This window comes from Enterococcus sp. C46, assembly GCF_040887565.1.
Classification (GTDB): Bacteria; Bacillota; Bacilli; order Lactobacillales; family Enterococcaceae; genus Enterococcus_B; species Enterococcus_B lactis.
The window spans coordinates 16,744-40,201 of record NZ_JBFOGA010000003.1 but is presented as its reverse complement, the minus strand read 5'-3'; the positions used below and the strand labels follow the sequence as shown (position 1 = coordinate 40,201).

Genomic DNA, 23,458 nt, shown 5'->3' with positions numbered 1-23,458 from the left:
TTACCATATGAAAAAGTTAGAATGAAAAGTAAAAAGGTTAAAGCAATTGACAATAAGCAAGGAAGTGGATATTATTCAACTAAGTAGTTGAACTACCTTCATTGGAAGGAATTGAAAGTCTTAAAGGAGAAATTAAGGTGAATCGGACAAATAAAGATTTATTTGAACAATATGCTTTGATGGGAAAAGCTTTATCAAATTCAAATCGACTGGAAATTATGAGCCTTCTGATACAGGCACCAAAAACTGTTGAAAATATTGCAAAAGAAACAGAATTAACTGTTGCCAATGCTTCTAAACACTTGCAAACACTTTTGAAAGCCCATTTGGTTAAGAATCGTAAGTATAAAAATTATATTTACTATGAAGTTTTTGATGAGAACATTGAGAAGCTATTGACTTTGTTTTTCGAAACAGCTCAGGAGCAGCTAACTAAGGCTAATGCAATCATAGAAAGTTTTGCTCAGCCTAGTGAGGAAGAGTATATTTTGTCGATTGAAGATTTAGAAGAAAAAATGCAGAAAAATGAGATTGTCTTAGTTGATGTTCGACCTTCAGAGGAATACTTAACCGCTCATATACCCGGGGCGATTTCAATTCCTGTTCAAGAATTGGAGAAAAGGATTGCTAGTTTGCCAAAGGATAAAGAAGTTGTTGCCTATTGTCGGGGCCCTCATTGCCTGATGTCAGAAGAGGCGATTATGATTCTAGAAAAACATGGACGGCAGGCGGTTCGCTTTAGTCAAAGTGTAAATGATTGGAACTTACATCATGTGGCAATTTGACTTATTTGCTCTAAAAACACCTCTCGATATGTGTTTTTTTGTAGGCAGAAATATAAAAAAAGTTTCATTAGTACGTTGCAAATTTCATCCTAGCAATTTTAATAATGATTGGCTAAAAAACTTTTGCCATGAAAAGAAACATATGATACTCTTCAACTATGCAGTTGAATAGATTGTGAAATTAAAACGTGGAGGAATTCAAATGAAATTTGGTATTATCTTAGAAACAAAAGAGCGTGAAAAAGCTTGGAATGCGCTACGCTTTGCTATAGCCGCATTGAAAAAGGGAAATGAAGTGAAGTTCTTCTTAATGGGCGAAGCAGTGGAGATTGAAGAGATTGTCGATGAAAAATTTGATGTACAAAGTGAGTTAAAGAAATTTGAAGAGCAGAATGGTGAATTATTGGCTTGTGGGACTTGCCTGAAATCACGTCAGCTAGAAGATCATACGGCATGCCCAATCTCGACAATGTTTGATTGTGTCGACATGGTAACTTGGGCGGATAAAACAGTAACGTTTTAGAGGTGAAAAGATGATTTATGATGTAATCGTGATCGGTGCAGGTCCTGCAGGAATGACAGCGGCACTTTATGCTGCCCGGGCAAATCTTTCGGTAGCGATGATTGAAAGAGGCCTTGCAGGAGGGCAGATGAATAATACGGCAGAAATTGAAAATTATCCTAGTTACGAAAGTATTTTAGGACCTGATTTGTCTAATAAAATGCTTCAAGGTACGTTAAAATTTGGTGCCGAAAAAATTTATGGTTCGGTAAAGGAGCTCCAACTTGCTTCAGAGATGAAAGAAGTGATCACTGAGGATAGTCGTTACCAAGGAAAAGCCATTATCTTAGCTACTGGATGTGATCATCGAAAGCTGAATGTGAAAGGGGAAGAAGAATACGCTGGGCGTGGTGTCTCTTATTGTGCCGTATGTGACGGGGCCTTCTTCCGTAATAAAAAAGTGATGGTTGTTGGTGGTGGTGATTCCGCGGTAGAAGAAGCGATCTACTTAACGCAATTTGCCAGTGAAGTGATTATCGTTCATCGGCGGAATGAATTGCGAGCACAAAAAATTCTACAAAAACGTGCTTTTGAAAACGAGAAGATCCGTTTTGTTTGGGATTCTGTGGTAGAAGAAATTAAAGGGAATACTCAAGCTCAAGCAGTAGGTAGTATCTTACTAAAAAATGTTCACACTGCAGAGCTATCTGAGGAGCTTGTGGACGGGGTCTTTATCTATGTTGGGCTAGATCCTTTGACTGAACCATTTCAACCTTGTGGAATCACTAATAAAGCAGGCTGGATTCCAACGAATGAAGAGATGGAAACCGCTATCCCTGGCGTTTTTGCCGTTGGAGATGTGAGAGAAAAGAAACTTCGACAAATCACTACTGCAGTGGGAGACGGTAGTATCGCTGGACAAAAGGCTTTTGAATACGTCGAAATCCTGAGAAAGCGAGTTGAACAGCCATCTATACATTAGCAGATAAAAAAGGATTCACCGTCGAACACTTTTGATAGTGATTGTCTCTCAAACCCTTGGCGGTCTAGGCTTATCTGCGGGGATTACCGTGGGAGCTTTGATTGCTCAAGAAATGTTAGGGACTGACAGTTTAGCAGGATTGCCCTCTGCGGTTTTTACTTTGGGTTCATCTTTGGCTGCTTTAATGGTTGGTCGAATTACCCAATTAGGTAGTCGAAGAGGTGGGTTATCCACAGGTTTTATCCTTGGCGGTCTAGGGGCTATCGGGGTGATTATAGCTACTACTGTCGAAAATATTCTCTTTTTGTTCCTTGCGCTATTTATTTATGGCTTTGGTACGGCTACGAATTTACAGGCGCGATATGCTGGTTCGGACTTGGCGGAGCCGCAAGATCGCTCAAAAGCGATTAGTATTGCCATGGTGGCAACGACTTTTGGCGCGATTGTGGGACCGAATACGAGTGATTTGATGACAAAGGTAGCACATCATTTTTCTTTGCCACCTTTGACAGGCGCATTCATTTTATCGGCGATGGCTTATCTTAGCTCTGGTATTGTCTTGTTTCTTTTTTTTACGTCCAGATCCTTATCAAGTAGCTAAGGAGCTAGATCATTTAGAAAATGAGGATTCTCAACCTAAGGCAGGTTCACAGAAAACTGATAACAAAGGAGTTTTTATTGGCGCTTTAATTATGATTACCACCCAGATGGTGATGGTAGCGATTATGACCATGACCCCAATCCATATGAAAGCACATGGACATGGATTAAAGGATGTAGGAATTGTTATCGGTATTCATATCGGCTCCATGTATTTGCCCTCCTTAGTCACGGGGATTTTAGTATCAAAATTTGGTGCTTATAAAACAGGCATCTTGTCTGGAGTTACCCTTGCTATGGCTGGGGTCACTGCCATGGTGGCGCCGCCAGATTCTACTGCCATTCTTTCAGTAGCGCTGTCGCTATTGGGGATAGGTTGGAATTTCGGTTTGATAAGTGGGACAACGATGTTGGTAGATGCTACTGATTTACTGGAACGGCCAAAGGTCCAAGGCAGCGTAGATGTCTTTATCGCTTTAGCCGGCGCTTTTGGTGGAGCGATTTCCGGTGTGATTCTCAACCGATTCAGTTATGGAACACTAGGCTTATTCGGAATGATTATATCGTTTCTTTTGATTGTATACATTCTGATATATTTAATAGGAAGGAAGAAACTAAATGAAAGAAATAAATGATCAACAGTTTAAAGAAATAACAAATCAAGGATTAGTATTAGTCGATTTTTGGGCGCCATGGTGTGGTCCATGTAAAATGCAAGCTCCTATTTTGGAAGCACTGGCAGCTGAAATGAAGGAAAAAGTCTCTATTTTTAAGATGAATGTGGACGAAAATCCAGTGATACCTGCTGAATTTGGCGTGATGAGTATTCCGACATTATTGATAAAACAAAATGGTCGAGTGGTGGATAAACTAGTGGGGCTGCATGACAAAGATGCTTTAGTAAAAATACTGAATGAATTTATGTAATTAGAAAGTGAGTTATCTTATCTATGTAGAGTGTTTGATAATTAACTAATTTTTCTAGCCAAGAGCAAAATGTTCTTGGCTTTTTTCTTTGTAATGAATGAGGTGATTTATGAGATTTTTAGATTTATTCGCCGGGATTGGTGGTTTACGCTTAGGTATGGAACAGGCAGGGCACCAGTGTATCGGCTTTTGTGAAATTGATGAATTTGCTCGGAGGAGTTATAAGGCAATCCATGATACAAGGAGGTGGAAATGCATGACATCACAAGTGTATCAGACGAGTTTGTTCAATCCCTCGGACCAGTGGACGTCCTTTGCGGCGGATTTCCGTGCCAAGCTTTTTCAATTGCGGGAAAGCGGCAAGGATTTTCCGATACTCGAGGTACTTTATTCTTTGAAATCGCTCGGTTCGCCACTCTTCTCCAACCTAAGTTTTTATTCCTTGAGAACGTCCGGGGATTACTCAATCACGAAGGAGGGGTTACGTTCGAGACGATCCTCCGAACGCTGGATGGATTGGGGTATGATGTGGAATGGCAGGTGCTTAACTCAAAGGCCTACGTTCCCCAAAGCCGCGAGCGGGTCTTCCTTATCGGACATTCTCGAGACGCACGTACCAAACAAGTATTTCCTATCATTGGATCGTCTCCAACATCTGATCAAAACATCCGAAACTTGGTAAATATCAATCCTTCCAATCGAGGAATGGGTGGACAAGTCTATGGTTCAGATGGGGTTGCCCCAACCTTAACAGGGGATGAAGGAATCAAAATCGCATTGCCGGTAAATGAGGGAATTTCTGTAGCCGGGATGTTGCCGGGAAACTTTGAACAAGGCAATCGAGTTTATGAGGTAACTGGAACAGCTCCCACCTTGTCAACGAAGCAAGGGGGAACGAAGATTATGATTCGGAAAAATAAAACAGAATATCAAGAGGTGAAGCCAGGGGACAGTGTGAACCTGGCTTTTCCTAATTCCACAAGTCGTCGAGGCCGTTTGGGAAAACGAAGTGTGCATACCTTACTAACGGGAGACCAACAAGCGGTCGTCACAGAACAGTATAAAATTCGGAAACTTACGCCTAGGGAGTGCTGGCGACTTCAGGGGTTTCCCGATTGGGCTTTTGACCGAGCTTCTCAAGTTAATTCAGATAGTCAGTTGTATAAGCAGGCCGGAAACTCAGTAACAGTTCCGGTCATTTTTGATATTGCCAGAAGATTAAAGGAGGTAAAAATAGATGATTTATGATGAGTTGATTGGGGAAATCTATTGGGTGATTGGCAAGATTCAGTCAGATCCGGAACTGGAAGAAGAACTGCACCGGCTCAATTTTGATATTCGCAAAAATGGGGTGAAAGTCCCTGGTGATTCATATGTACTGGACGAGGAAACCGATGCTCGAATTGAACTAAATCAAGTAATCACGGAACTTGAACGGATTGCGGACCTTGCCAAAGAACTGGATATCCGCCAATACTTGTTTGAGATAAAAGCGGAATTGGAAATTGAGGGTATCACCGCGGAGTAATAGGGAAATAAACCACCGATAGGCGCTGACCGCGGGGGATTTGCGAAGCAGAAATTCGCCGTGGTGCTGTGCCTGTTCATGGACGGCGCCAGCCGGCCATGATGTCTCACCCCCCGTATCTAACAGGGGGGTACAAAAACACAAAAAATAAGCAAGCAACGATTAAGAATTGCTGGTATATCAAGGATAATTAGTATTTTTAGAAAATGTGAACTCAAGTTGGATAGTTCACATTTTGAAATTTGGTGGTGAATCATCAATGAGAAGAAATTTTACAAAAGAACTATTGAAGGAAAAAAGGAAGGAGTATAAGGTCACTCAAAACAAATTGGCAATAGCTTGTGATTTATCACGAGAGTATCTCAATAAAATTGAGTCGGGAAAGAAGGTTCCGGCTAAAAGTGTCATGAGAAAGATTTTTCAACAGCTAGAAACGTTCAACCCTGATTTACCTTTAACTTTGCTATTTGATTATGTACGCATTCGATTTCCAACTACAAACGCACGAAAAATTATACAAGAGGTTTTGCATCTAAATTTTGATTATATGCTTCATGAGGATTATGCCTTTTATTCTTACCAAGAACAATATGTTATGGGAGATATTGTAGTGATGGTATCTCAGGAAGAAGACAAAGGTATTCTCATTGAAATGAAAGGACGTGGTTGTCGGCAATTCGAAACATTTTTACTTGCGCAAAAAAGAAGTTGGTATGATTTTTTTGAGACAAGTTTAAAGTTAGGCGGCGTGATGAAACGATTGGATTTGGCAATCAATGACCGTGCAGGATTACTAAATATTCCCTATTTAACCAAAAAATGCCAAAACGAAGAATGTATTTCCTTGTTCCGAACCTTTAAAAGTTATCGGTCGGGGGAGCTGTTGAAAGCTGATGAAAAAGATGGCATGGGGAATACCTTATATATAGGCAGTCTCAAAAGTGAGGTTTATTTTTGTCTCTATGAAAAAGACTATGAGCAATATATCAAACTAGGGATACCTCTCGACCAGACAGAAACGAAGAATCGATTTGAAATTCGGTTGAAAAATGAACGTGCTTATCACGCAATTATGGATTTGATGAAAGGGAGAAGTATTGAGAGCACTACGTTTTCAATCATTACTCGCTACATGCGAATTGCAGACAAGGTACAAGGAAAAAGGAAGAACCAACTGGCCTCTTAATGAAAAGTGGGGCCGATTTGTCGGTCGAAATCGTAAAGAAATTCAATTGACCTCAGAGCCAAAGCCGTACACGATAGAACGAACTTACAACTGGTTAGGAAGGCAAGTCGCCCCTACTTTAAAAATGACGATTGAATTGGATCGTATTAGAGGAACCTCTTTTATTAGTGACATGGTATTAAACGCCGAATTATCTGAACGGCACAAAAAGATTTTAGAACAACAAAGTATGGCAATTGAAAACTTGATTGTATGAAAAGAGGAATTTTGATGGAAATTGGAAAGATATGTTATTGGTTTTTGGTGGTAGTGGCGGATCAAGCAATGGAAAAGAAAGGAAAGTGATGAAATGAATTTCGGACAAAATTTGTATCAATGGTTTTTGACCAACGCCCAATCTTTAGTCTTACTGGCGATTGTAGTCATTGGTTTATTTTTAGGATTTAAGCGAGAGTTTTCTAAACTGATTGGCTTTTTGGTGGTTGCCTTGATTGCGGTAGGTCTAGTCTTTAATGCTTCTGGTGTGAAAGATGTCTTACTGAATTTGTTTAATCGAATCGTCGGTGCATAAGGGGGAATCATGATGGAACAGATGCGTATTTATATCGCGAATCTTGGAAAATACAATGAAGGTGAGTTGGTGGGGGCGTGGTTTACCCCACCTATCGATTTTGATGAAGTGAAAGAACGGATTGGATTAAATGACGAATATGAAGAATATGCGATTCATGATTATGAACTGCCTTTTGAGATTGATGAATATACGCCAATTGAGGAAATTAATCGGTTGTGTGGCTTAGCGGAGGAACTTGAAGGAACACCAGTTGGTGAAGTTGCTTCAGAGATTCAACACGCTTTCTTTAATTCTTTTGAAGAAATGGTAGAGCATGTGGATGATATTGTCTATTATCCGGACTGTGATGATATGAGTGATGTAGCGTATTTCTTGATTGTTGAAAATGGTGATTTTGGCGAAGTACCAGAACACTTGAAGACGTATATTGATTTTGATGCGTGTGGTCGAGACTTGGAGATTGGGGGAAATTATTTGGTAACGAGTCGAGGTGTTTTTGAGTATCCATATTAACAAAATTATTGAAGGGTAGTTGATTTCTAAACTATCCTTCTTTTTAAAGGAATGATTTGATGAAGAAAATAAAAAGTTATACTAGTATCTGGGCAGTTGAAAAAGTCATATACGCGATTAATGACTTTCAGCTGCCTTTTCCTGTGACCTTTAACCAGATGGCTTGGTTTGTTTTGTCCTTGCTGTTTGTCATCGTATTTGCCCATGTGCCTCCGCTGTCTATGATAGAGGGGGCTTTTTTAAAATACTTGGGCATACCGGCGGCGGTTATGTGGTTTATGTCGCAAAAGACCTTTGACGGCAAGAAGCCATTGGGATTTTTACGGTCCTTTATCAGTTATCACTTGCGGTTTAAGGTTACTTTTGCAGGAAAGAAAGTCAAAGAAAAGAAGAAACGATGGGATGAACCTGTCACTTTGGTAAGGAGTGTAAACTATGTACCCGATTAAGTATATCGAGAATAATCTTGTCTTTAACCAAGAAGGCGAGTGTTTTGCCTACTATGAATTAGTGCCTTATAACTATTCCTTCTTATCACCTGAACAGAAATATCAAGTACACGATAGCTTTCGTCAATTGATTGCCCAGAACAGAGAAGGCAAGATCCATGCCTTACAAATTGCCACAGAAAGTAGTATTCGGGCCACGCAAGAACGATCGAAGAAAGAGATTACCGGGCGACTCAAAGAAGTTGCATTACAACGAATTGATTTACAGACAGATGCATTAGTATCTATGATTGGCGATAGTCAGATTGATTATCGCTTTTTTATTGGCTTCAAACTGATTGCGACAGATGAAGAGGTCAATCTAAAAAGTCTCAAAAAATCTTTCTTTTCTGGGATTCAAGAATTTGTCTATGGGGTGAATCATCATTTGATGGGGGATTTTGTTTCTTTATCCAATGAAGAAATTCGCCGGTATACTAAGCTTGAAAAATTAATGGAAAGTAAATTAGCTCGGAGATTTAAAGTCAGACGAGTCACACCGAGTGATCTGACTTACTTGATTGAACATATCTATGGTGAAAAAGGTACACCATTTGAAGAATATGAATTTCAGCTGCCAAAGAAAAAGCTGAAATCAGAAACGCTGGTGAAACGTTATGACTTATTACGTCCCAGTCGTTGTTTGATTGAAGAAAAGTCCCGTTACTTACGGATTGAACATGAAAATCACGAGTCTTATGTCGCGTATCTAACAATCAACACGATTGTGGGAGAGATGGAATTTCCTTCCTCGGAACTTTTTTATTACCAGCAACAACAATTCACGTTTCCTATCGACACGAGTATGAATGTAGAGATTGTCACCAATAAAAAGGCACTTGCCACCGTTCGCAACAAGAAAAAGGAACTGAAAGACTTAGACAACCACGCCTATCAATCCGACAATGAGACCAATTCGAATGTTTTGGACGCTTTGGATTCAGTAGATGAACTAGAAACCACCTTGGATCAGTCCAAGGAATCCATGTACAAATTGAGCTATGTGGTTCGAGTGAGTGCAGAGTCAGTTGATGAACTAAAACGCTGCTGTGACGAAGTCTTGGATTTTTATGACGATACCAATGTAAAACTAGTCCGGCCCTTTGGCGATATGATGGGTCTACATGAAGAATTCTTACCTTCTAGTAAGCGATATATGAATGACTATATCCAATATGTTACGTCTGATTTTTTAGCAGGACTTGGTTTTGGCGCCACTCAAATGTTAGGATAATTGGAAGGCATTTACTTTGGTTACAATGTAGATACGGGGCGCAATGTTTATCTAAAACCGGCATTGGCTTCACAAGGGGTAAAGGGGTCAGTTACCAATGCACTTGCCGCAGCTTTTCTTGGTTCTCTTGGTGGAGGTAAATCCTTTAGTAATAATCTCTTAGTCTATTATGCCGTCCTTTTTGGTGGTCAAGCTGTGATTGTCGATCCAAAAGGGGAACGTGGTGGATGGAAAGAAACCTTGCCAGAAATTGCGGATGAAATTAATATTCTCAACTTGACTAGTAAGCCAGAAAATCAAGGCTTACTTGATCCATATGTCATCATGAAGAAAAAGAAAGACTCAGAAAGTCTAGCGATTGATATCCTGACTTTTTTAACAGGAATTTCTAGTCGGGATGGGGAGAAGTTTCCTGTTTTGCGCAAAGCCATTCGAACCGTTACTCAAAGTGATCAACGAGGGTTACTACAAGTTATTAATGAGCTTCGAAAAGAGGGCTCAACAGTTGCGGAAAATATCGCCGATCATATCGAGTCCTTTACCGATTATGATTTTGCCCATTTGCTTTTCTCAGATGGTTCGATTACCCAGTCGATTAGTTTAGATAAACAGTTAAATATCATTCAAGTAGCGGATTTAGTTTTACCAGATGCAGAAACCACTTTTGAAGAATATACCACCATGGAGTTGCTTAGTGTTTCTATGCTAATCGTCATTTCCACTTTTGCTTTGGACTTCATCCATAGCAACCGAGAAATTTTCAAGATAGTGGACTTGGATGAGGCGTGGAGTTTTCTTCAAGTGGCACAAGGAAAAACATTATCGAATAAGCTCGTTCGTGCTGGGCGGGCCATGAATGCCGGAGTTTATTTTGTTACGCAAAATAGTGATGATTTACTGGATGAACGCTTGAAGAATAATATCGGGTTGAAGTTTGCGTTTCGCAGTACCGATATTCATGAAATCAAGAAAACCTTGGAATTCTTTGGCTTGGATCGAGAAGATGAAAGCAATCAAAAACGCCTGAGAGATTTGGAAAACGGTCAGTGTTTAATGCAAGATTTGTATGGGCGAGTAGGTGTGGTTCAAGTTCATCCAGTCTTTGAAGAACTCTTCCATGCTTTTGATACCCGTCCACCTATTCATGAAAGAATGGAGTGAGGGGATGAAAAAGAAACTTTTTCGGATTGTGGGAATCGTTTTTATTAGCATCATCACTCTGACAGTTCTATTGAGTTTAGTCGGTACGATAGCTGAGGTAACTGGTCTGGTTGATGATACAGTTGAAGCCGGAAATCTTTATTCCCAATATTCACTTGGTAACTATCAGTTGGATTTCTTTGTGGATAGTTCATGGGATTGGCTACCGTGGAATTGGGGCGATGGCTTAGGAAAGAGCGTAATGTATGGTCTTTATGCCATTACTAATTTCATTTGGACGGTGAGTTTGTATTTGTCGAACGCCACGGGTTATGTGGTTCAAGAAGCTTATAAACTAGATTTCATTTCGGATACGGCTGAAAGTATTGGAAAGAATATCCAAACATTGGCTGGTATTACTGAAAATGGACTCCAGACCTCCGGATTTTATTTTGGGTTTCTATTATTGATGATTTTAGCTCTAGGGATGTATGTGGCGTATACCGGATTATTAAAACGAGAAACCACGAAAGCAGTTCGAGCCGTGATTAATTTTGTGATGATTTTTCTACTTTCGGGTTCTTTTATTGCGTATGCGCCTACCTATATCACAAAAATTAATGACTTTAGTTCAGATGTTAGTGAAGCGGCTCTTAGCCTTGGGACCGAGATTGTTGTACCCAATTCAAAAAGCCAAGGAAAAGATAGCGTGGATTTGATTCGGGATAGTTTGTTTTCAATTCAAGTCCAGCAGACTTGGTTACTCTTGCAATTTGATGATTCCAATATAGAGGAAATTGGCGAAGATCGGGTCAACAAGATTCTATTCGTGAGTCCGGATGAAAACAAGGGCAAGGATCGGGAAGAAGCGGTCAAAGCGGAGATTGAAGACAATGACAATGCGAATCTAAGTATAACCAAGACCATGAGCCGCTTAGGGACCGTGATTTTTTTGGTGCTGTTCAATATTGGGATTTCCTTCTTTGTCTTTCTTCTGACAGGAATTATGTTGTTTTCACAAATTCTCTTCATTATCTTTGCGATGTTTCTACCTATTAGCTTTTTATTGTCGATGTTGCCAACTTATGAAAGTTTGGGGAAAAAGGCGATTATTCGCTTATTCAATACGATTATGATGCGAGCGGGAGTGACCTTGGTTATCACCACGGCATTCAGTATTTCTACCATGTTTTTCAATATTTCAGCGACCTATCCCTTCTTTATGGTAGCATTTCTGCAAATTGTGACTTTTGCCGGGATTTATTTCAAATTGGGGGACATTATGAGTATGTTCAACCTCCAAAGCAATGATAGCCAGTCAATGGGCAGACGTGTCATGCGGAAACCGCAAATGTTGATGAATCGTAAACTACGGCAACTTAATCGAAATGTTGGGCGAACATTGGCTTTTGGTGGTGGTGCAGCAGTTGGTGGGAAACTAGCAAAAGATCAATCAAAAACCAGATCGAAGTCTTCTGGTTGTTCTCCACGAAAGAATCCATCATTATCTAACAATAAAGAGGTAATATCTGACCCGAATAAGGAAAATCCAATCTCAAAAAATAAGAAACAATCTCGAATGAATTTGGCCGGAAGAAAAATCGGCAAGGTACTAGATACCCAATCAATGGTAAAAGCCAAAGCACAACAAGTAAAGGATCAAGTAAGGAATACACCAACTAATTTGAAATACAATCTGCATAAAGAAATCGAAAAGACGAAAAAAGTACCAGAAGAATTCAAGCGTGGACTTGTCCAAGAAAAAGCGAATCGAGCGGAGTTGCGAGAAAAACAACGACAACGTAGAGATGATAAAATGGCTGAAAAGCGGAAAGTATTGGGAAATTCAGCAAATCGTCATAGAAAAGGTAGGAGCAATGTTCCGATAAAAGAGGAATCCAAATCTCAGAAAAGTAAGATACCAAAGAATGTACCAGCCAATCGAATTGTAAAAATGAATTCGAATCCTGAAATCAAAAGAAGACTCTCAAATCAAAAATTGAGTACGAAAGAAAATAATCAACCAGTAAGAAAAGTGACTCCTATCCAACAGGCGAAGAAGCGATCTATTCTTGCAAAAGCAGGCAATCGAAAAGTACAAAAAAGAGTGAGTCATCCTCCAAAACTAAGGCCGGGTGAGACTAAATGACCATAAGAAATTTGAGTACAATCTCGTTGGCAATCCTGACGATTTCTTTTATGGGCATCTTGATGTGTGTCGGCTTATTATTTGGTGAGGATAGTGAAGGAAGCAACAGTTCTGGTACCTCTCCCGGTGGCAGTAGTGTCTCAGAAGAAGTATTAAAACATCGGTCACTGGTAGAAAAGTATGCCAAGGAATCGGACATTTCAGATTATGTACCGATTCTTTTGGCGATTATTCAAGTGGAGTCGGGTGGTACAGCAAAAGACGTGATGCAAAGCTCTGAATCAGCTGGCTTACCACCTAATTCTTTAGATACCGAGGCATCCATTAAACAAGGGTGTTTCTATTTTGCTTCTCTGGTTAAACGAGCTAAAGAGTTAGGCTGTGATCAAGATAGTATCATCCAAGCCTATAATTATGGTGGAGGCTATATAAATCATGTCGCAAAAAATGGAAAGAAGCATAGTTTTGCTTTGGCGGAATCCTTTTCAAAAGAAAAATCAGGTGGTCAAAAAGTTGATTACCCCAATCCAATCGCCATTAAAGAAAATGGCGGGTGGCGCTACAACTACGGAAATATGTTTTATTGTTTGTTGGTGAAACAATATCTGACCACGATACAGTTTGATGATAAAACAGTCCAAGGGATTTTTGACGAGGCATTTAAGTATGAAGGAATGGCTTATGTATTTGGTGGATCAAGTCCCGCAACGGGTTTTGATTGCAGTGGCTTAACTCAATGGTGTTATGCCAAAGTTGGTCTGAAACTTCCACGGGTGGCACAGGATCAGTATGATGCCATGAGTCATATTGACCTAAAAGATGCCAAGCCAGGAGATTTAATTTTCTTTCACTCAACTTATGATGCTGGTACTTACGTGACTCATGTCGGCATTTATGCAGGAGAGAATCAGATGTTCCATGCGGGAGATCCAGTGGGCTGGACGAATCTTACCGAACCCTATTGGCAGCAACATCTTATCGGAGCCGGTCGATACAAACAATAGAAAAGAGGAATGGAAAATGAACATAAAAATTGAACGAAGTCAGAAGGAGAAGACTCCAAAAAAGAAGAAAGAACGAGTAATTTCAGTGGGCAAGCATCGAAAAATGGTTCTTGTCCTTTGGTTTTTATTGTTTTGTAGTCTCGCTTTTGGGATATACAAAAATTTCACAGCAATTGACCGACACACGACTCATGAGAAAGTGGTTGTGAAAGAAAAAATAGTGAATACTTCTGGTGTCGAGAACTTTACGATTGATTTTGCGAAGGAGTATTTTTCTTGGAAGAATGACAAAGAAGCCATCGAAAAGAGAATGACTACTCTTGAACAATATCTGACTGAGGAAGGGGTGACTTTAAGTCAAGATATGGTTCGAGCGGATATTCCCACTAGTTCCGAAGTTCAAGTAGTAAAAATTCTAGATGTTGAGAAGCACTCAGAAGAATTTGTTATTTCATTTTTAGTGGAGCAAAAGATTACAGAGGGGAAAAAGACACAACAGGTTTTTTCTGCATATCAAGTGAGGATATTTGAAGATAAAAAAGGCAACCATATTGTGACGAGTCTGCCTACGATGATTGGAAAACCAGAAAAAGTGAAGTATGTGGAAAAACCAGTGGCAAGTGATTCAGAAATTGATGCCAAAACAGCGGAAGAAATCACTGAATTTTTAGAGACATTTTTCAAGCTTTATCCAACTGCATCAGAAAAAGAACTTGAGTATTATGTAGAAAATGATGTTATGCGACCAATCAATTCGAATCTTAAATTTGTGGAATTAGTGAATCCAATTTATACACAAAATGAAAAAAGTATTCAAGTGAGAGTTGATGTAAAATACCTTGATACTCTATCAAAAGTAACGAATTACTTTCAGTATGAATTGGAATTACAAAATGATGGAAATTGGAGAATTATTGTCTCTGAATAAAAACAAGTTAGAATAATAGGTGAATGATGTTATTGTTGGTAGAGTGAATTCACCAAGTAAGGTGGATCAATCATGGGGAACCGTATCATAAATGATGCGGTTTTTTAGTATTAATTTCTGAGATTAATATTGATTTAATGGTTTTTTTGGAAGGGAACCGCAGGAGAAAATGATACGAGTGTCCTAGTTAATCTGTATCATTTAGTGGAGCAAGGCTAAGTAATGCGTATGAAATCAAGGTTCTATAATATTTTGTGTTGGTGGAAAATCGAAACCGATTTTCTGCCAACACTTTTTTCTTGTATGCAAATCAAAAAGAGACTCACAAAAGAAATAAGCATCTGTATCTGTTCATAAAACTGTCTCCTAAGTTTAGTGTCAATTTATTTGACGGATATTTATAAGTTACTATCGGTTTGGATTGGTAACACTAAATTGGGAATAACTACATCCTTGACTTGGGATGTAGCAGTACGCTCTTAGTGCTAAATTTGAAAATCATAATTTGATGCTACTGCCGGGAGTTATTCGGCAGACTTATCCTACACACTTACATTAAACAACATCTATGAGTGACTTTTCTAGTTACTGATTCTTTTTGCGGGAAATAGAAAAGTCATTTTTTCGAAAAAAACTCAGAAAATACTACTTGCAATAATTCTGGATGGCCATTATGATAGTAACAACAGGAAAATCTACTAAGTACAGCCAGAGACTTGTACTCAGCTAACTAGTTTATTCCAGAATGCTGCATAATTTGATAGATTCATACTTTTATGTTTTTTTGCATATCGAAGTAGGTAGTCATATTTTGACTATCCAATTTGATAAAATATCGTTTATGCGAAACGTACTATAGTTGGTGCATCACTAGAGTTAAAAGTGTACAATGCTTAGTTTTTTTGAATCTTTATCGCAAATAGCTTCAAAAAACACTTTTTTGGATACTTTGGAAATATTTAGTTGAGTATAGTATAAATAGTATAATATGAACAATTGTGACAAATAATAATTTTTTGGGAGTGAGTAAAGTTAGATGGGAAGACCCTTAGCAAAAGGCCTAGCTGTCGTAGCCGTCAGTCTCATCACACTAGCAGACAAAACGTCACCAATCTCAGAACAGTACCGGACGATTCGGACCAATATCCAGTTTGCTTCAGCAGACAAAAAAATTCAGACCATCGTCGTGACTTCCTCTGGACCATCAGAGGGTAAATCCACGACTTCAGCGAATCTTGCCGTAGTTTTCGCTAGTTCCGGTCAACGTGTGCTTTTGGTGGATGCGGATATGCGTAATCCAACTGTTCACAAAACATTTGGGTTAAGTAATGATACCGGTCTGAGCCTCGTCTTGAGTGCCAATCAAAGCGTCTTGGAAAATGCGCGCACAGTCGGAATCGAAAATCTGGCCATCTTACCAAGTGGTCCTAAGCCGCCAAACCCTTCTGAATTACTGGGCTCTGTACGTATGAACCAAGTCATTGAGGAAGCACGCCACCTGTATGATGTTGTTATTTTCGATATGCCACCCGTGGTCGCCGTGACGGACGCTCAGATTATGGCGTCAAAAGCTGACGGCACACTGCTAGTTGTTAGAGAAAACGTCACGCGAAAAGATGCATTAACCAATGCGAAAAATATGTTGGAAATGGTACAAGCGCGAGTATTAGGCGTGGTATACAATGGCACGCAAAATATGAAAGACCAAGGTTACTACTATTATTATGGTAATTAAGTTGAATTGATTTGAGGAGGAGATTGGATGATTGATCTTCATTGTCATATCTTACCGGGAGTAGATGATGGGGCAGATACGTTAGCTGATAGCATTGCCATGGCAGAAAAAGCCATCAGCCAAGGCATCACACATATCTTGTGTACCCCCCATCATAATAATGGGAAATATGTGAATCCGAAAGCTGCGGTTATCGATAAAGTGACTGAGCTCCAGGCGGAACTCGATCGTCGTAACCTCCCTCTGACCCTACTGGAAGGGCAAGAGGTGCGGATTACGGGGGATTTAGTAGAAGAAATCCAACAAGATCAGATTTTGTTTACAGATTTAGCAGATACCTATCTTTTGATTGAATTTCCTACGATGGATGTCCTAGCCTATACAGAGCAACTTTTTTCAAGCTGCGAAATATGGGAAAGGTGCCAGTCATCGTCCATCCGGAAAGAAATGCGAAGTTTCGTGAAGATCCCAATCGCCTTATTCCATACTTGGAGATGGGGTGCCTCGCGCAACTCACCGCTCCAAGCTACATAGGTGTCTTTGGTAAAGACATCCAAAAGACGGCAAAGCAGATGGTTGAGCATAACCTCGTTCAGATGATGGCGTCTGACGCTCATGGTATCAAAAAAAGAACGTTTGCAATGAAAGAAGCCTTTCACCAAATCGGACATGACTTTGATGAAGAAAAAGTCAAAGCTATGGAACAAGTGGCGAAAGATTTGATAAATGGGGATGTGGTCACATACCCAGATTATACAGAAGTTAAGAAGAAACGGTTTGGATTATTTTAGTTGAGCTGACGATGTTACTTATAAAATTTTTTGGAAATAGAGAGATGAGAAAAACAGTAGGAGTATGAATGATGATGACGGAAAACTTTTTTTATATCATGAAGGCGGATGATTTAAAAAAGCACTACCAAGATCAGTATTTTAAGTTGCAATGGGTCGATCAAGAAAAATTGAAAAGACAAAAAGGCTATGATTTTGTTAAACGAGGAATTGATGTTGTTGGCGGAACCGTTGGATTAGTTCTTGCTTCACCGCTCATGGCATATGTAGCTTATAAAATTCGCCAAGAAGAACCTGGCTCGCCAGTGGTTTTTGCCCAAACACGGGTCGGGCGCAATGGCAAATTGTTCACCATGTATAAATTTCGTTCTATGTGTATCGATGCTGAAGAAAAATTAGCAGAACTAATGGAACAAAATGAAATCGATGGTGCTATGTTTAAAATGAAAGACGATCCTCGAGTTACCAAAATTGGTAAAATGATTCGTCGCACCAGTTTAGACGAACTACCTCAACTCTTAAATGTCGTTAAAGGGGATATGAGTCTGATTGGTCCTCGACCACCTTTGGAAAGAGAAGTCGCTGAATACTATCCCCATGACATGCAACGGTTATTGGTAAAACCAGGTTGCTCAGGTTTATGGCAAGTCAGCGGACGAAATGAAGTTGGCTTTGAAGAAATGGTGGACTTCGATGTGGAGTACATCCAAAATCGTAGTACTTTGAATGATATCAAGATTATATTCAAAACTATTAAAGTAATGATTAAGCCGAATGGGGCATATTAAATTAGTGAGTGTACCAAGTGTTTTTTTAATAACGAATAGCGATAGTGACTAGAGTGTAAGAATGACTTAATATAAGATAGTTTATTGTTTTTTCATTGATTGTGGTTTTTATAAGTATCAAGAAAAGACTAAGTTGTCAGTTTAAAGTTGAACGAAGGAACTATTTAGAAATTTAGATGATTGTTAGTAAAAAATATTTTCTACTGAAATTATTGAAAAAAGAACTAGAATAATTACTAAATTGATAAAATTTAATGGAGAAAGTAAAATGAATAATTCAAATTTGTTAGGTAGTTTTCCTTTGTTTTTGGGAAGTATGGAACAACTTACCTCTGAGATTGTTAATAATGTTGAAAAAAAAGCCTTTTTTGCTATTAATACAGATTGTTACTTAATTGCTCAGAAAGATTCCGAATATAGAGATATCTTGAAAAATTCTAATGGAAGTGTTTATGTTGACGGTATGGGAATTATATATGGACAAAAGTTTTTAAAAATGCCAGTAGCTTCCGAAAGAATTTCTACAACTGATTTATTTCCGTATCTATTTGCTTACATTGAAAATAAACAGATTATTGGAAAAAAAGTTTACTTATTAGGTGGAAAAAAAAATACTGCGAGAAAGGTAGCAGAAAAGTTTTCTTCAGAATACTCATATCTGGAAATTGTTGGACACCATGATGGATATAGCATTGATTTTCAAGATTCTTCTAATATTATAAAAAAAATAAACGAAGCAAATGTTGATTTTTTATTTGTTGGATTTGGGTGTCCCCTACAAGAAAAATGGGTAAATGATAATTTTCACAAGTTGAATGTTAAATGTATAATGACTTGTGGTGGTTTATTCGATTACTATGCAGAAAATGTTAAACGTGCTCCCAAATGGATGCAAAAAATTGGATTAGAATGGTTTTATAGATTTTTACAGGAACCCAAAAGACTTTTTAGAAGGTATTTTTACGGAAACATGTCCTTTGGTCTTTTATTAATAAAACATAAATTTAATAAGGAGTTTTTATAAGATGATAGATGTATACATGTGTGGGACACCATTACATATGCTATCAGCGTTCTCTTTAATACCTCAAAGAAAAAATAGCGCAATAATTTTTTTTGAAACTTATAATCAAGATATTTACAATTTTTATAAGGAAAGAAAGAAAAATATTGATATTTTTAACTATCTTATTGATATTCAAATCGTTAAAAGAAATTCATCGTTAGATAGATCTTTCCTAGGTTATTTAGTTGATTATCTGATGTATAAAAAAATAATTAATCAAAAATTTAGATTGATTACTTATACTTGGAATCCAAATAGCTTGTTTTTTTCTTCAAATATTTTTTTTAAACTATCTAAATCTGTTATCTGTATAGAAGATGCAGAACTAGTTTATAAGTATCCTCAAGATTCCTACTTGAAGCGATTATTGAGAGAAAAAATTTATAGAATTGAATATGATTTTGTAGATAAAGAGAAAGTAAAAGAGTTTTATTTGACAGATAGAAAAAAATTCAAAGAAAATATTCAAAAAAAAGCTATTAATTACTCTATTGTTAAAAATCTGGATAAATTAGTAATTAGCAAAAAAAACAAACAGTTTGTTCTTGATTTTTTTGATTTCCCTAAGGAATTGGAGAATCTAGCTAAAAGTGGTAAAACTGCTCTATTAATGACTCAACCTCTTTCAGAGACAAACTATATTAAAGAGACGGAAAAAAAAGAAGTATTTAATCATATGTATAATATATTAGTTATTAAGGGATATAAAGTTATTTTAAAAAAACATCCATTGGACACCACAATCTACGAATTTGAAAAAAGTATAGAAAAAATAAACCAATTTGTTCCATCTGAGCTATTTAGAATTACTTTAGTTAAATTTGATTTAGCAATCAGTGTGAATACGAGCGGAGTATTTTCTGTTCCCGCCATCAAGAAACTAAACGTTTGTGAGTCATTCTTTGATGTCCCTAATGCTAATAACGTTATAAATAAAATTAATGAGATGAGTAAGGAATTTTAAAATGAAAACAAAGAGCTGTTACTTGTATCAAATTATTGTGTTTTTATCAATTATATTTTTTTTAAATGAGCGGCTTTATATTCATTCTGGTCAAGTATCTGGAGTCTACAATGTATATATATCTATATATTTCTTTTTATTATTTTTATTAGGATTATTTTTATTTAAAATTCAATTTACTACAAAAGAATTGCTTTTATTTACATTGCTAATAACAGGAATAGGATTAAATATTCTATATAGGAATTCTGTCTTTTCGGAAAGCATCAGGTATTTATTAGATATATCAATTATCTTTTTTTGCTCTAAGATTGTTTTAAATTCAATAGTATTTTTATCAAAATGTATTATAATTAATGGATTTATTTCACAAATGATTTTTCAAAATGGAAGTTTTTCCGAAAGAGGTTCGGGTTTCTTTGTGACAAGTCCAACCAATTTCTCAGTAATTATTTGTTTATCTTTGATTTTGTTAGTTGAACATTATCGCCACCAAGATATACGGGAAATATTTAGTATTATTCCGTATACTTTTCTTAGCTTTTACTTAATATATAGTTCTGAATCTCGAAGTGTATTGATGTATGCGTTAATGTACGTTGTAATAGTTATATCTAAACGCTTATATAATAATCGTAATTTTTTTCTAAGATTTGCCTTGATATCTCTTCTTATCATTTCTGTTCCATATTTTTATCAAATTTTAACTGAGATACTGAATCAACGGGATAATGGTACGGAGAGTAACAGTACACGGCTTTTCTTATACTCTAATTTGGTTAAAAACTATTTTGCAAATCCAGTAGGAATTGTTATTGGGAATGGTGCTGGCTCAGCATATAACTTAGTTAGTGGGCTTGTTGGGATGAAATTCCCAGTACATTTTGATTTTTTAGCGATTGCTTATGATTTTGGGATTTTCTTTTTTGGTTTATTAGCTGCTTTTGTTAAATTAATTTATAGAAGACTCAATATTGCAATAGTGGGAATAATAGTGGTAGCCAATTTTCATAATTTACTATTATTCCCACTAGGTCTAACCTATACTTTCTTAATTTGGAGTTACTTAATTCATTCAGAGAATGAATTAAGTAGTTTTATTGTCAACCAGAAAGGAGTTGAAATATTATAATTACAACCTTGAAAAAATCAAAATTAATAAGATCTAGTTTCTGGTATACAATCGGTAATTTTTTTATTAAAGGAATTTCTTTTGTTACGATTCCAATATTTGTTAATATTACTTCACAAGCTGAATATGGACTAATTAATAATTTTACTTCTTTTGTTTCAATCTTTTCTCTAGTTGTTGGATTGAGTTTAAATTCGTGTGTTAATAATGCTAGTTTTGATTATCATGATGAAATTAAGGAGTTTTTATCTAGTGTCTTATTTTTAGCAACTAGTAGTTTTTTGATTTTTGTATTTTTAGGGAATATCATGTTTTTATTCAGAAACAGTATTTTTGATATGAATCCTTTAGTATTTAATTTAATGCTAAGTCAGAGTTTTTCTACTTTTCTTGTTGCTTATGTACAGGCTTATTTTACAATTCATTTTGAACATTTTAAATATTTAGCCTTGTCTCTAATCTCCACTACATTAAATGTAGGAATTTCTGTTTTGTTAATGCAAACACTATTACAAAGTAATAAGTACTTAGGTAGAGCTCTCGGAGGTGCTCTGGGATTAGGGATAATAGCTGTAATTTTATATATGATAATAATGTTTAAAGGAAAAAAATTAATTGATATATCATATTGGAAATATGCACTTAAGATTTCATTACCACTTATTCCTCATACTTTGTCTAATGTAATGCTAGCACAATTTGGTAGAATAATGATCAATTCATCTCTGGGAGCCTCACAAGCAGGGATTTACTCTTATATAAGTAATATCGGAATTATTTTGAATGTAGTTTGGCAGTCTACTAATAATGCATGGGTTCCATGGTTCTATGGCGAAATGAATAAAAAAATATACTAATATTAAAAAAGTAAGTAATTACTATTTATTAGCTTTTACCGTATTATCTATTGTTGTAATGGTCGGATCTGTTGATTTAGCTCGAATTATGGCGCCTGAAGAATACTATTCTGGTTTGTCATTAGTAATTCCAATCTCACTAGGGTATTTTTTTCAATTTTTATATAGCTTACCTGTTAACGTAGAGTTTTATGAAAAGAAGACAACTTATATAGCTTTAGGAACAGTGGCAAGTGCAATTGTTAATATTGGGTTAAATATTGTTTTTATACCAAAATTGGGGATTATCGCGGCAGGGTATACTACAGTTGTCACGTATTTCTTACTATTTCTATTTCATTATTTTATGGCAAAAAAAATTACAAATCGACAACTTTTTAACACTTCTAAAATATGGTTTATTATTGTTTTCATAATTATTTTTTCTGTTGTGTTACATTTAGTCATTAACCATCTAATCTTAAGATATACTCTGTTATTAGTATGTTTAGTAGTGATAGGTGGATATTTTATAAAAAATAAAAAAAGAATTTTGCAAGAGTTTAATTCTTAAGGAGAGAGCATTGTGTTTGAAAACAAAGTGATATTGGTAACAGGTGGAACAGGGTCTATTGGAAGCGAGTTGGTTAGACAATTATTAAAATACAATCCTAAAGCTATTAGGATTTTCAGTAGAGGGGAAGAAAAACAATTTTATATGCAGCAACAATTAGCACAATATAAAAATGTTAGATTTTTAATTGGCGATGTTCGAGATTACCAACGGGTGGAATATGCTAGTCGTGGTGTAGATATTATTTTTCACGCAGCTGCTATGAAACATGTTCCTGCGAGTGAGTATAATCCAATGGAAGCAGTTAAGACTAATGTCAATGGAACACAAAATGTAATCGAAGCTGCAATTAGTAATAATGTGGAAAAATTTGTAGCAATTAGTACAGATAAGGTTGTTAATCCCACTACGACAATGGGGGCAACCAAATTGTTGATGGAGAGGATTGTGATAGCTGCTAATCAATATAAAGGAAAAACTAAAACAGTTTTTTCTTGTGTGCGATTCGGTAATGTAATGGGATCAAGTGGTTCTGTGATTCCTCTTTTCTGCAAGCAAATCGAAAATAACCTTGATCTTACTCTAACTCATAATGAGATGACAAGATTCATGATGTCTATACCACAAGCAGTAAAATTGGTAATAGACGCTGCAAAAAATTCTACTTATGGTGAAACGTATGTCCTAAAAATGCCTTCAATTAAAATATCAACAATTGCTGAGTATATGATTGAAGATTATAACAGAGAACATTCTGACGCATATAAGGGAGAAATTAAAATAACTGGTATTCGTCCGGGAGAAAAATTATATGAAGAATTAATGACTACAAATGAAATCGAAAGATCATTTGAAAATGATAGCATGTATGTCATTCCACCTCTTTTTCATGCTGACGCTCGTGAATATGAAAAATATGAATCAGTAAAAATTACTTCATATTCTTCAAACACAAATGATTTAATGACTAAAAAAGAATTAATGAATGTCATTAAAGAGAATAAAATCATTGAATGGAATTAGGAGTGATCT

21 protein-coding genes and 4 pseudogenes are annotated in these 23,458 nt (G+C 36.8%); all 25 read left to right on the top strand.

Going from position 1 to position 23,458, the window contains the following annotated elements; all coding sequences use genetic code 11:
• The first annotated feature begins 137 nt into the window (after nucleotides 1–137).
• Nucleotides 138–785 carry a metalloregulator ArsR/SmtB family transcription factor gene (locus AB3I27_RS05790; RefSeq protein ID WP_278023779.1) on the top strand — a complete coding sequence of 216 codons (648 nt, stop codon included), beginning with the start codon at nucleotides 138–140 and terminating at the stop codon, nucleotides 783–785.
• A 202-nt stretch (nucleotides 786–987) separates the two neighbouring features.
• The gene (locus tag AB3I27_RS05785) at nucleotides 988–1,308 is read left to right on the top strand and encodes a DsrE/DsrF/TusD sulfur relay family protein (protein ID WP_104670520.1); all 321 of its coding nucleotides are present in this window, start codon (nucleotides 988–990) and stop codon (nucleotides 1,306–1,308) included.
• Between the two features lie 13 nt (nucleotides 1,309–1,321).
• Nucleotides 1,322–2,269 (top strand): thioredoxin-disulfide reductase, encoded by a 948-nt coding sequence (gene trxB / locus AB3I27_RS05780; protein ID WP_104670544.1) that lies wholly within the window; start codon nucleotides 1,322–1,324, stop codon nucleotides 2,267–2,269.
• 37 nt (nucleotides 2,270–2,306) lie between these two features.
• A complete protein-coding gene (locus AB3I27_RS05775) occupies nucleotides 2,307–2,870 on the top strand; it encodes an MFS transporter (protein ID WP_368022962.1) in 564 nt (187 codons plus the stop codon).
• Nucleotides 2,824–3,504: an MFS transporter gene (locus AB3I27_RS05770; RefSeq protein ID WP_368022928.1), complete on the top strand. Its 681-nt coding sequence runs from the start codon at nucleotides 2,824–2,826 to the stop codon at nucleotides 3,502–3,504. Before AB3I27_RS05775 ends, AB3I27_RS05770 begins: the two co-directional genes overlap by 47 nt.
• Nucleotides 3,488–3,796 (top strand): thioredoxin, encoded by a 309-nt coding sequence (gene trxA / locus AB3I27_RS05765; protein ID WP_278023782.1) that lies wholly within the window; start codon nucleotides 3,488–3,490, stop codon nucleotides 3,794–3,796. Before AB3I27_RS05770 ends, trxA begins: the two co-directional genes overlap by 17 nt.
• A gap of 109 nt (nucleotides 3,797–3,905) precedes the next feature.
• A pseudogene (locus AB3I27_RS05760) lies at nucleotides 3,906–5,044 on the top strand (DNA cytosine methyltransferase).
• Complete coding sequence (locus tag AB3I27_RS05755; RefSeq protein WP_278023784.1) at nucleotides 5,034–5,324, top strand: hypothetical protein; 291 nt, start codon at nucleotides 5,034–5,036, stop codon at nucleotides 5,322–5,324. Before AB3I27_RS05760 ends, AB3I27_RS05755 begins: the two are co-directional and overlap by 11 nt.
• 259 nt (nucleotides 5,325–5,583) lie before the next feature.
• A pseudogene (mobT, locus tag AB3I27_RS05750) lies at nucleotides 5,584–6,766 on the top strand (MobT family relaxase).
• A 93-nt stretch (nucleotides 6,767–6,859) separates the two neighbouring features.
• Nucleotides 6,860–7,081: a hypothetical protein gene (locus tag AB3I27_RS05745; RefSeq protein ID WP_010718211.1), complete on the top strand. Its 222-nt coding sequence runs from the start codon at nucleotides 6,860–6,862 to the stop codon at nucleotides 7,079–7,081.
• Nucleotides 7,082–7,093: 12 nt separating this feature from the next.
• A complete protein-coding gene (locus AB3I27_RS05740; RefSeq protein WP_010718210.1) occupies nucleotides 7,094–7,597 on the top strand; it encodes an antirestriction protein ArdA in 504 nt (167 codons plus the stop codon).
• A gap of 59 nt (nucleotides 7,598–7,656) precedes the next feature.
• Nucleotides 7,657–8,046: a conjugal transfer protein gene (locus AB3I27_RS05735; protein ID WP_081185903.1), complete on the top strand. Its 390-nt coding sequence runs from the start codon at nucleotides 7,657–7,659 to the stop codon at nucleotides 8,044–8,046.
• A pseudogene (locus AB3I27_RS05730) lies at nucleotides 8,033–10,480 on the top strand (ATP-binding protein). The gene AB3I27_RS05735 and the pseudogene AB3I27_RS05730 overlap by 14 nt, the downstream one beginning before the upstream one ends.
• Before the next feature lie 4 nt (nucleotides 10,481–10,484).
• Nucleotides 10,485–12,608, top strand: a complete 2,124-nt coding sequence (locus tag AB3I27_RS05725) for a CD3337/EF1877 family mobilome membrane protein (RefSeq protein WP_368022927.1) — start codon at nucleotides 10,485–10,487, stop codon at nucleotides 12,606–12,608.
• Nucleotides 12,605–13,612 (top strand): lysozyme family protein, encoded by a 1,008-nt coding sequence (locus AB3I27_RS05720; protein WP_010754258.1) that lies wholly within the window; start codon nucleotides 12,605–12,607, stop codon nucleotides 13,610–13,612. Before AB3I27_RS05725 ends, AB3I27_RS05720 begins: the two co-directional genes overlap by 4 nt.
• Nucleotides 13,613–13,628: 16 nt before the next feature.
• Entirely contained in the window at nucleotides 13,629–14,540 is a 912-nt protein-coding gene (locus AB3I27_RS05715; RefSeq protein WP_104670526.1) for a conjugal transfer protein, read from the top strand.
• A 1,036-nt stretch (nucleotides 14,541–15,576) separates the two neighbouring features.
• Nucleotides 15,577–16,275: a CpsD/CapB family tyrosine-protein kinase gene (locus AB3I27_RS05710; RefSeq protein WP_368022926.1), complete on the top strand. Its 699-nt coding sequence runs from the start codon at nucleotides 15,577–15,579 to the stop codon at nucleotides 16,273–16,275.
• Nucleotides 16,276–16,302: 27 nt separating this feature from the next.
• A pseudogene (locus AB3I27_RS05705) lies at nucleotides 16,303–17,066 on the top strand (tyrosine-protein phosphatase).
• A 98-nt stretch (nucleotides 17,067–17,164) separates the two neighbouring features.
• Nucleotides 17,165–17,854, top strand: coding sequence for a sugar transferase (locus AB3I27_RS05700; protein WP_368022961.1), 690 nt, complete (start codon nucleotides 17,165–17,167; stop codon nucleotides 17,852–17,854).
• A 268-nt stretch (nucleotides 17,855–18,122) separates the two neighbouring features.
• Nucleotides 18,123–18,878, top strand: a complete 756-nt coding sequence (locus tag AB3I27_RS05695) for a WecB/TagA/CpsF family glycosyltransferase (protein WP_010718200.1) — start codon at nucleotides 18,123–18,125, stop codon at nucleotides 18,876–18,878.
• A 1-nt stretch (nucleotide 18,879) separates the two neighbouring features.
• Nucleotides 18,880–19,884, top strand: a complete 1,005-nt coding sequence (locus AB3I27_RS05690; protein WP_010718199.1) for a polysialyltransferase family glycosyltransferase — start codon at nucleotides 18,880–18,882, stop codon at nucleotides 19,882–19,884.
• Between the two features lie 22 nt (nucleotides 19,885–19,906).
• Nucleotides 19,907–21,016, top strand: a complete 1,110-nt coding sequence (locus AB3I27_RS05685; protein ID WP_278023798.1) for a hypothetical protein — start codon at nucleotides 19,907–19,909, stop codon at nucleotides 21,014–21,016.
• Between the two features lie 8 nt (nucleotides 21,017–21,024).
• Complete coding sequence (locus tag AB3I27_RS05680) at nucleotides 21,025–21,873, top strand: lipopolysaccharide biosynthesis protein (RefSeq protein ID WP_368022925.1); 849 nt, start codon at nucleotides 21,025–21,027, stop codon at nucleotides 21,871–21,873.
• A gap of 88 nt (nucleotides 21,874–21,961) precedes the next feature.
• Nucleotides 21,962–22,426 carry a polysaccharide biosynthesis C-terminal domain-containing protein gene (locus tag AB3I27_RS05675; RefSeq protein WP_368022924.1) on the top strand — a complete coding sequence of 155 codons (465 nt, stop codon included), beginning with the start codon at nucleotides 21,962–21,964 and terminating at the stop codon, nucleotides 22,424–22,426.
• 12 nt (nucleotides 22,427–22,438) lie between these two features.
• Nucleotides 22,439–23,449: a UDP-N-acetylglucosamine 4,6-dehydratase family protein gene (locus AB3I27_RS05670; protein WP_368022923.1), complete on the top strand. Its 1,011-nt coding sequence runs from the start codon at nucleotides 22,439–22,441 to the stop codon at nucleotides 23,447–23,449.
• Nucleotides 23,450–23,458: the final 9 nt, after the last annotated feature.

Bases quoted from the DNA above. Each gene is read 5' to 3' on its own strand.
- AB3I27_RS05785 (WP_104670520.1), top strand. From the start codon at position 988: ATGAAATTTGGTATTATCTTAGAAACAAAAGAGCGTGAAAAAGCTTGG.
- trxA (WP_278023782.1), top strand. From the start codon at position 3,488: ATGAAAGAAATAAATGATCAACAGTTTAAAGAAATAACAAATCAAGGA.
- AB3I27_RS05755 (WP_278023784.1), top strand. From the start codon at position 5,034: ATGATTTATGATGAGTTGATTGGGGAAATCTATTGGGTGATTGGCAAG.
- AB3I27_RS05745 (WP_010718211.1), top strand. From the start codon at position 6,860: ATGAATTTCGGACAAAATTTGTATCAATGGTTTTTGACCAACGCCCAA.
- AB3I27_RS05740 (WP_010718210.1), top strand. From the start codon at position 7,094: ATGGAACAGATGCGTATTTATATCGCGAATCTTGGAAAATACAATGAA.
- AB3I27_RS05735 (WP_081185903.1), top strand. From the start codon at position 7,657: ATGAAGAAAATAAAAAGTTATACTAGTATCTGGGCAGTTGAAAAAGTC.
- AB3I27_RS05725 (WP_368022927.1), top strand. From the start codon at position 10,485: ATGAAAAAGAAACTTTTTCGGATTGTGGGAATCGTTTTTATTAGCATC.
- AB3I27_RS05720 (WP_010754258.1), top strand. From the start codon at position 12,605: ATGACCATAAGAAATTTGAGTACAATCTCGTTGGCAATCCTGACGATT.
- AB3I27_RS05715 (WP_104670526.1), top strand. From the start codon at position 13,629: ATGAACATAAAAATTGAACGAAGTCAGAAGGAGAAGACTCCAAAAAAG.
- AB3I27_RS05710 (WP_368022926.1), top strand. From the start codon at position 15,577: ATGGGAAGACCCTTAGCAAAAGGCCTAGCTGTCGTAGCCGTCAGTCTC.
- AB3I27_RS05700 (WP_368022961.1), top strand. From the start codon at position 17,165: ATGAAGGCGGATGATTTAAAAAAGCACTACCAAGATCAGTATTTTAAG.
- AB3I27_RS05695 (WP_010718200.1), top strand. From the start codon at position 18,123: ATGAATAATTCAAATTTGTTAGGTAGTTTTCCTTTGTTTTTGGGAAGT.
- AB3I27_RS05690 (WP_010718199.1), top strand. From the start codon at position 18,880: ATGATAGATGTATACATGTGTGGGACACCATTACATATGCTATCAGCG.
- AB3I27_RS05675 (WP_368022924.1), top strand. From the start codon at position 21,962: ATGGCGCCTGAAGAATACTATTCTGGTTTGTCATTAGTAATTCCAATC.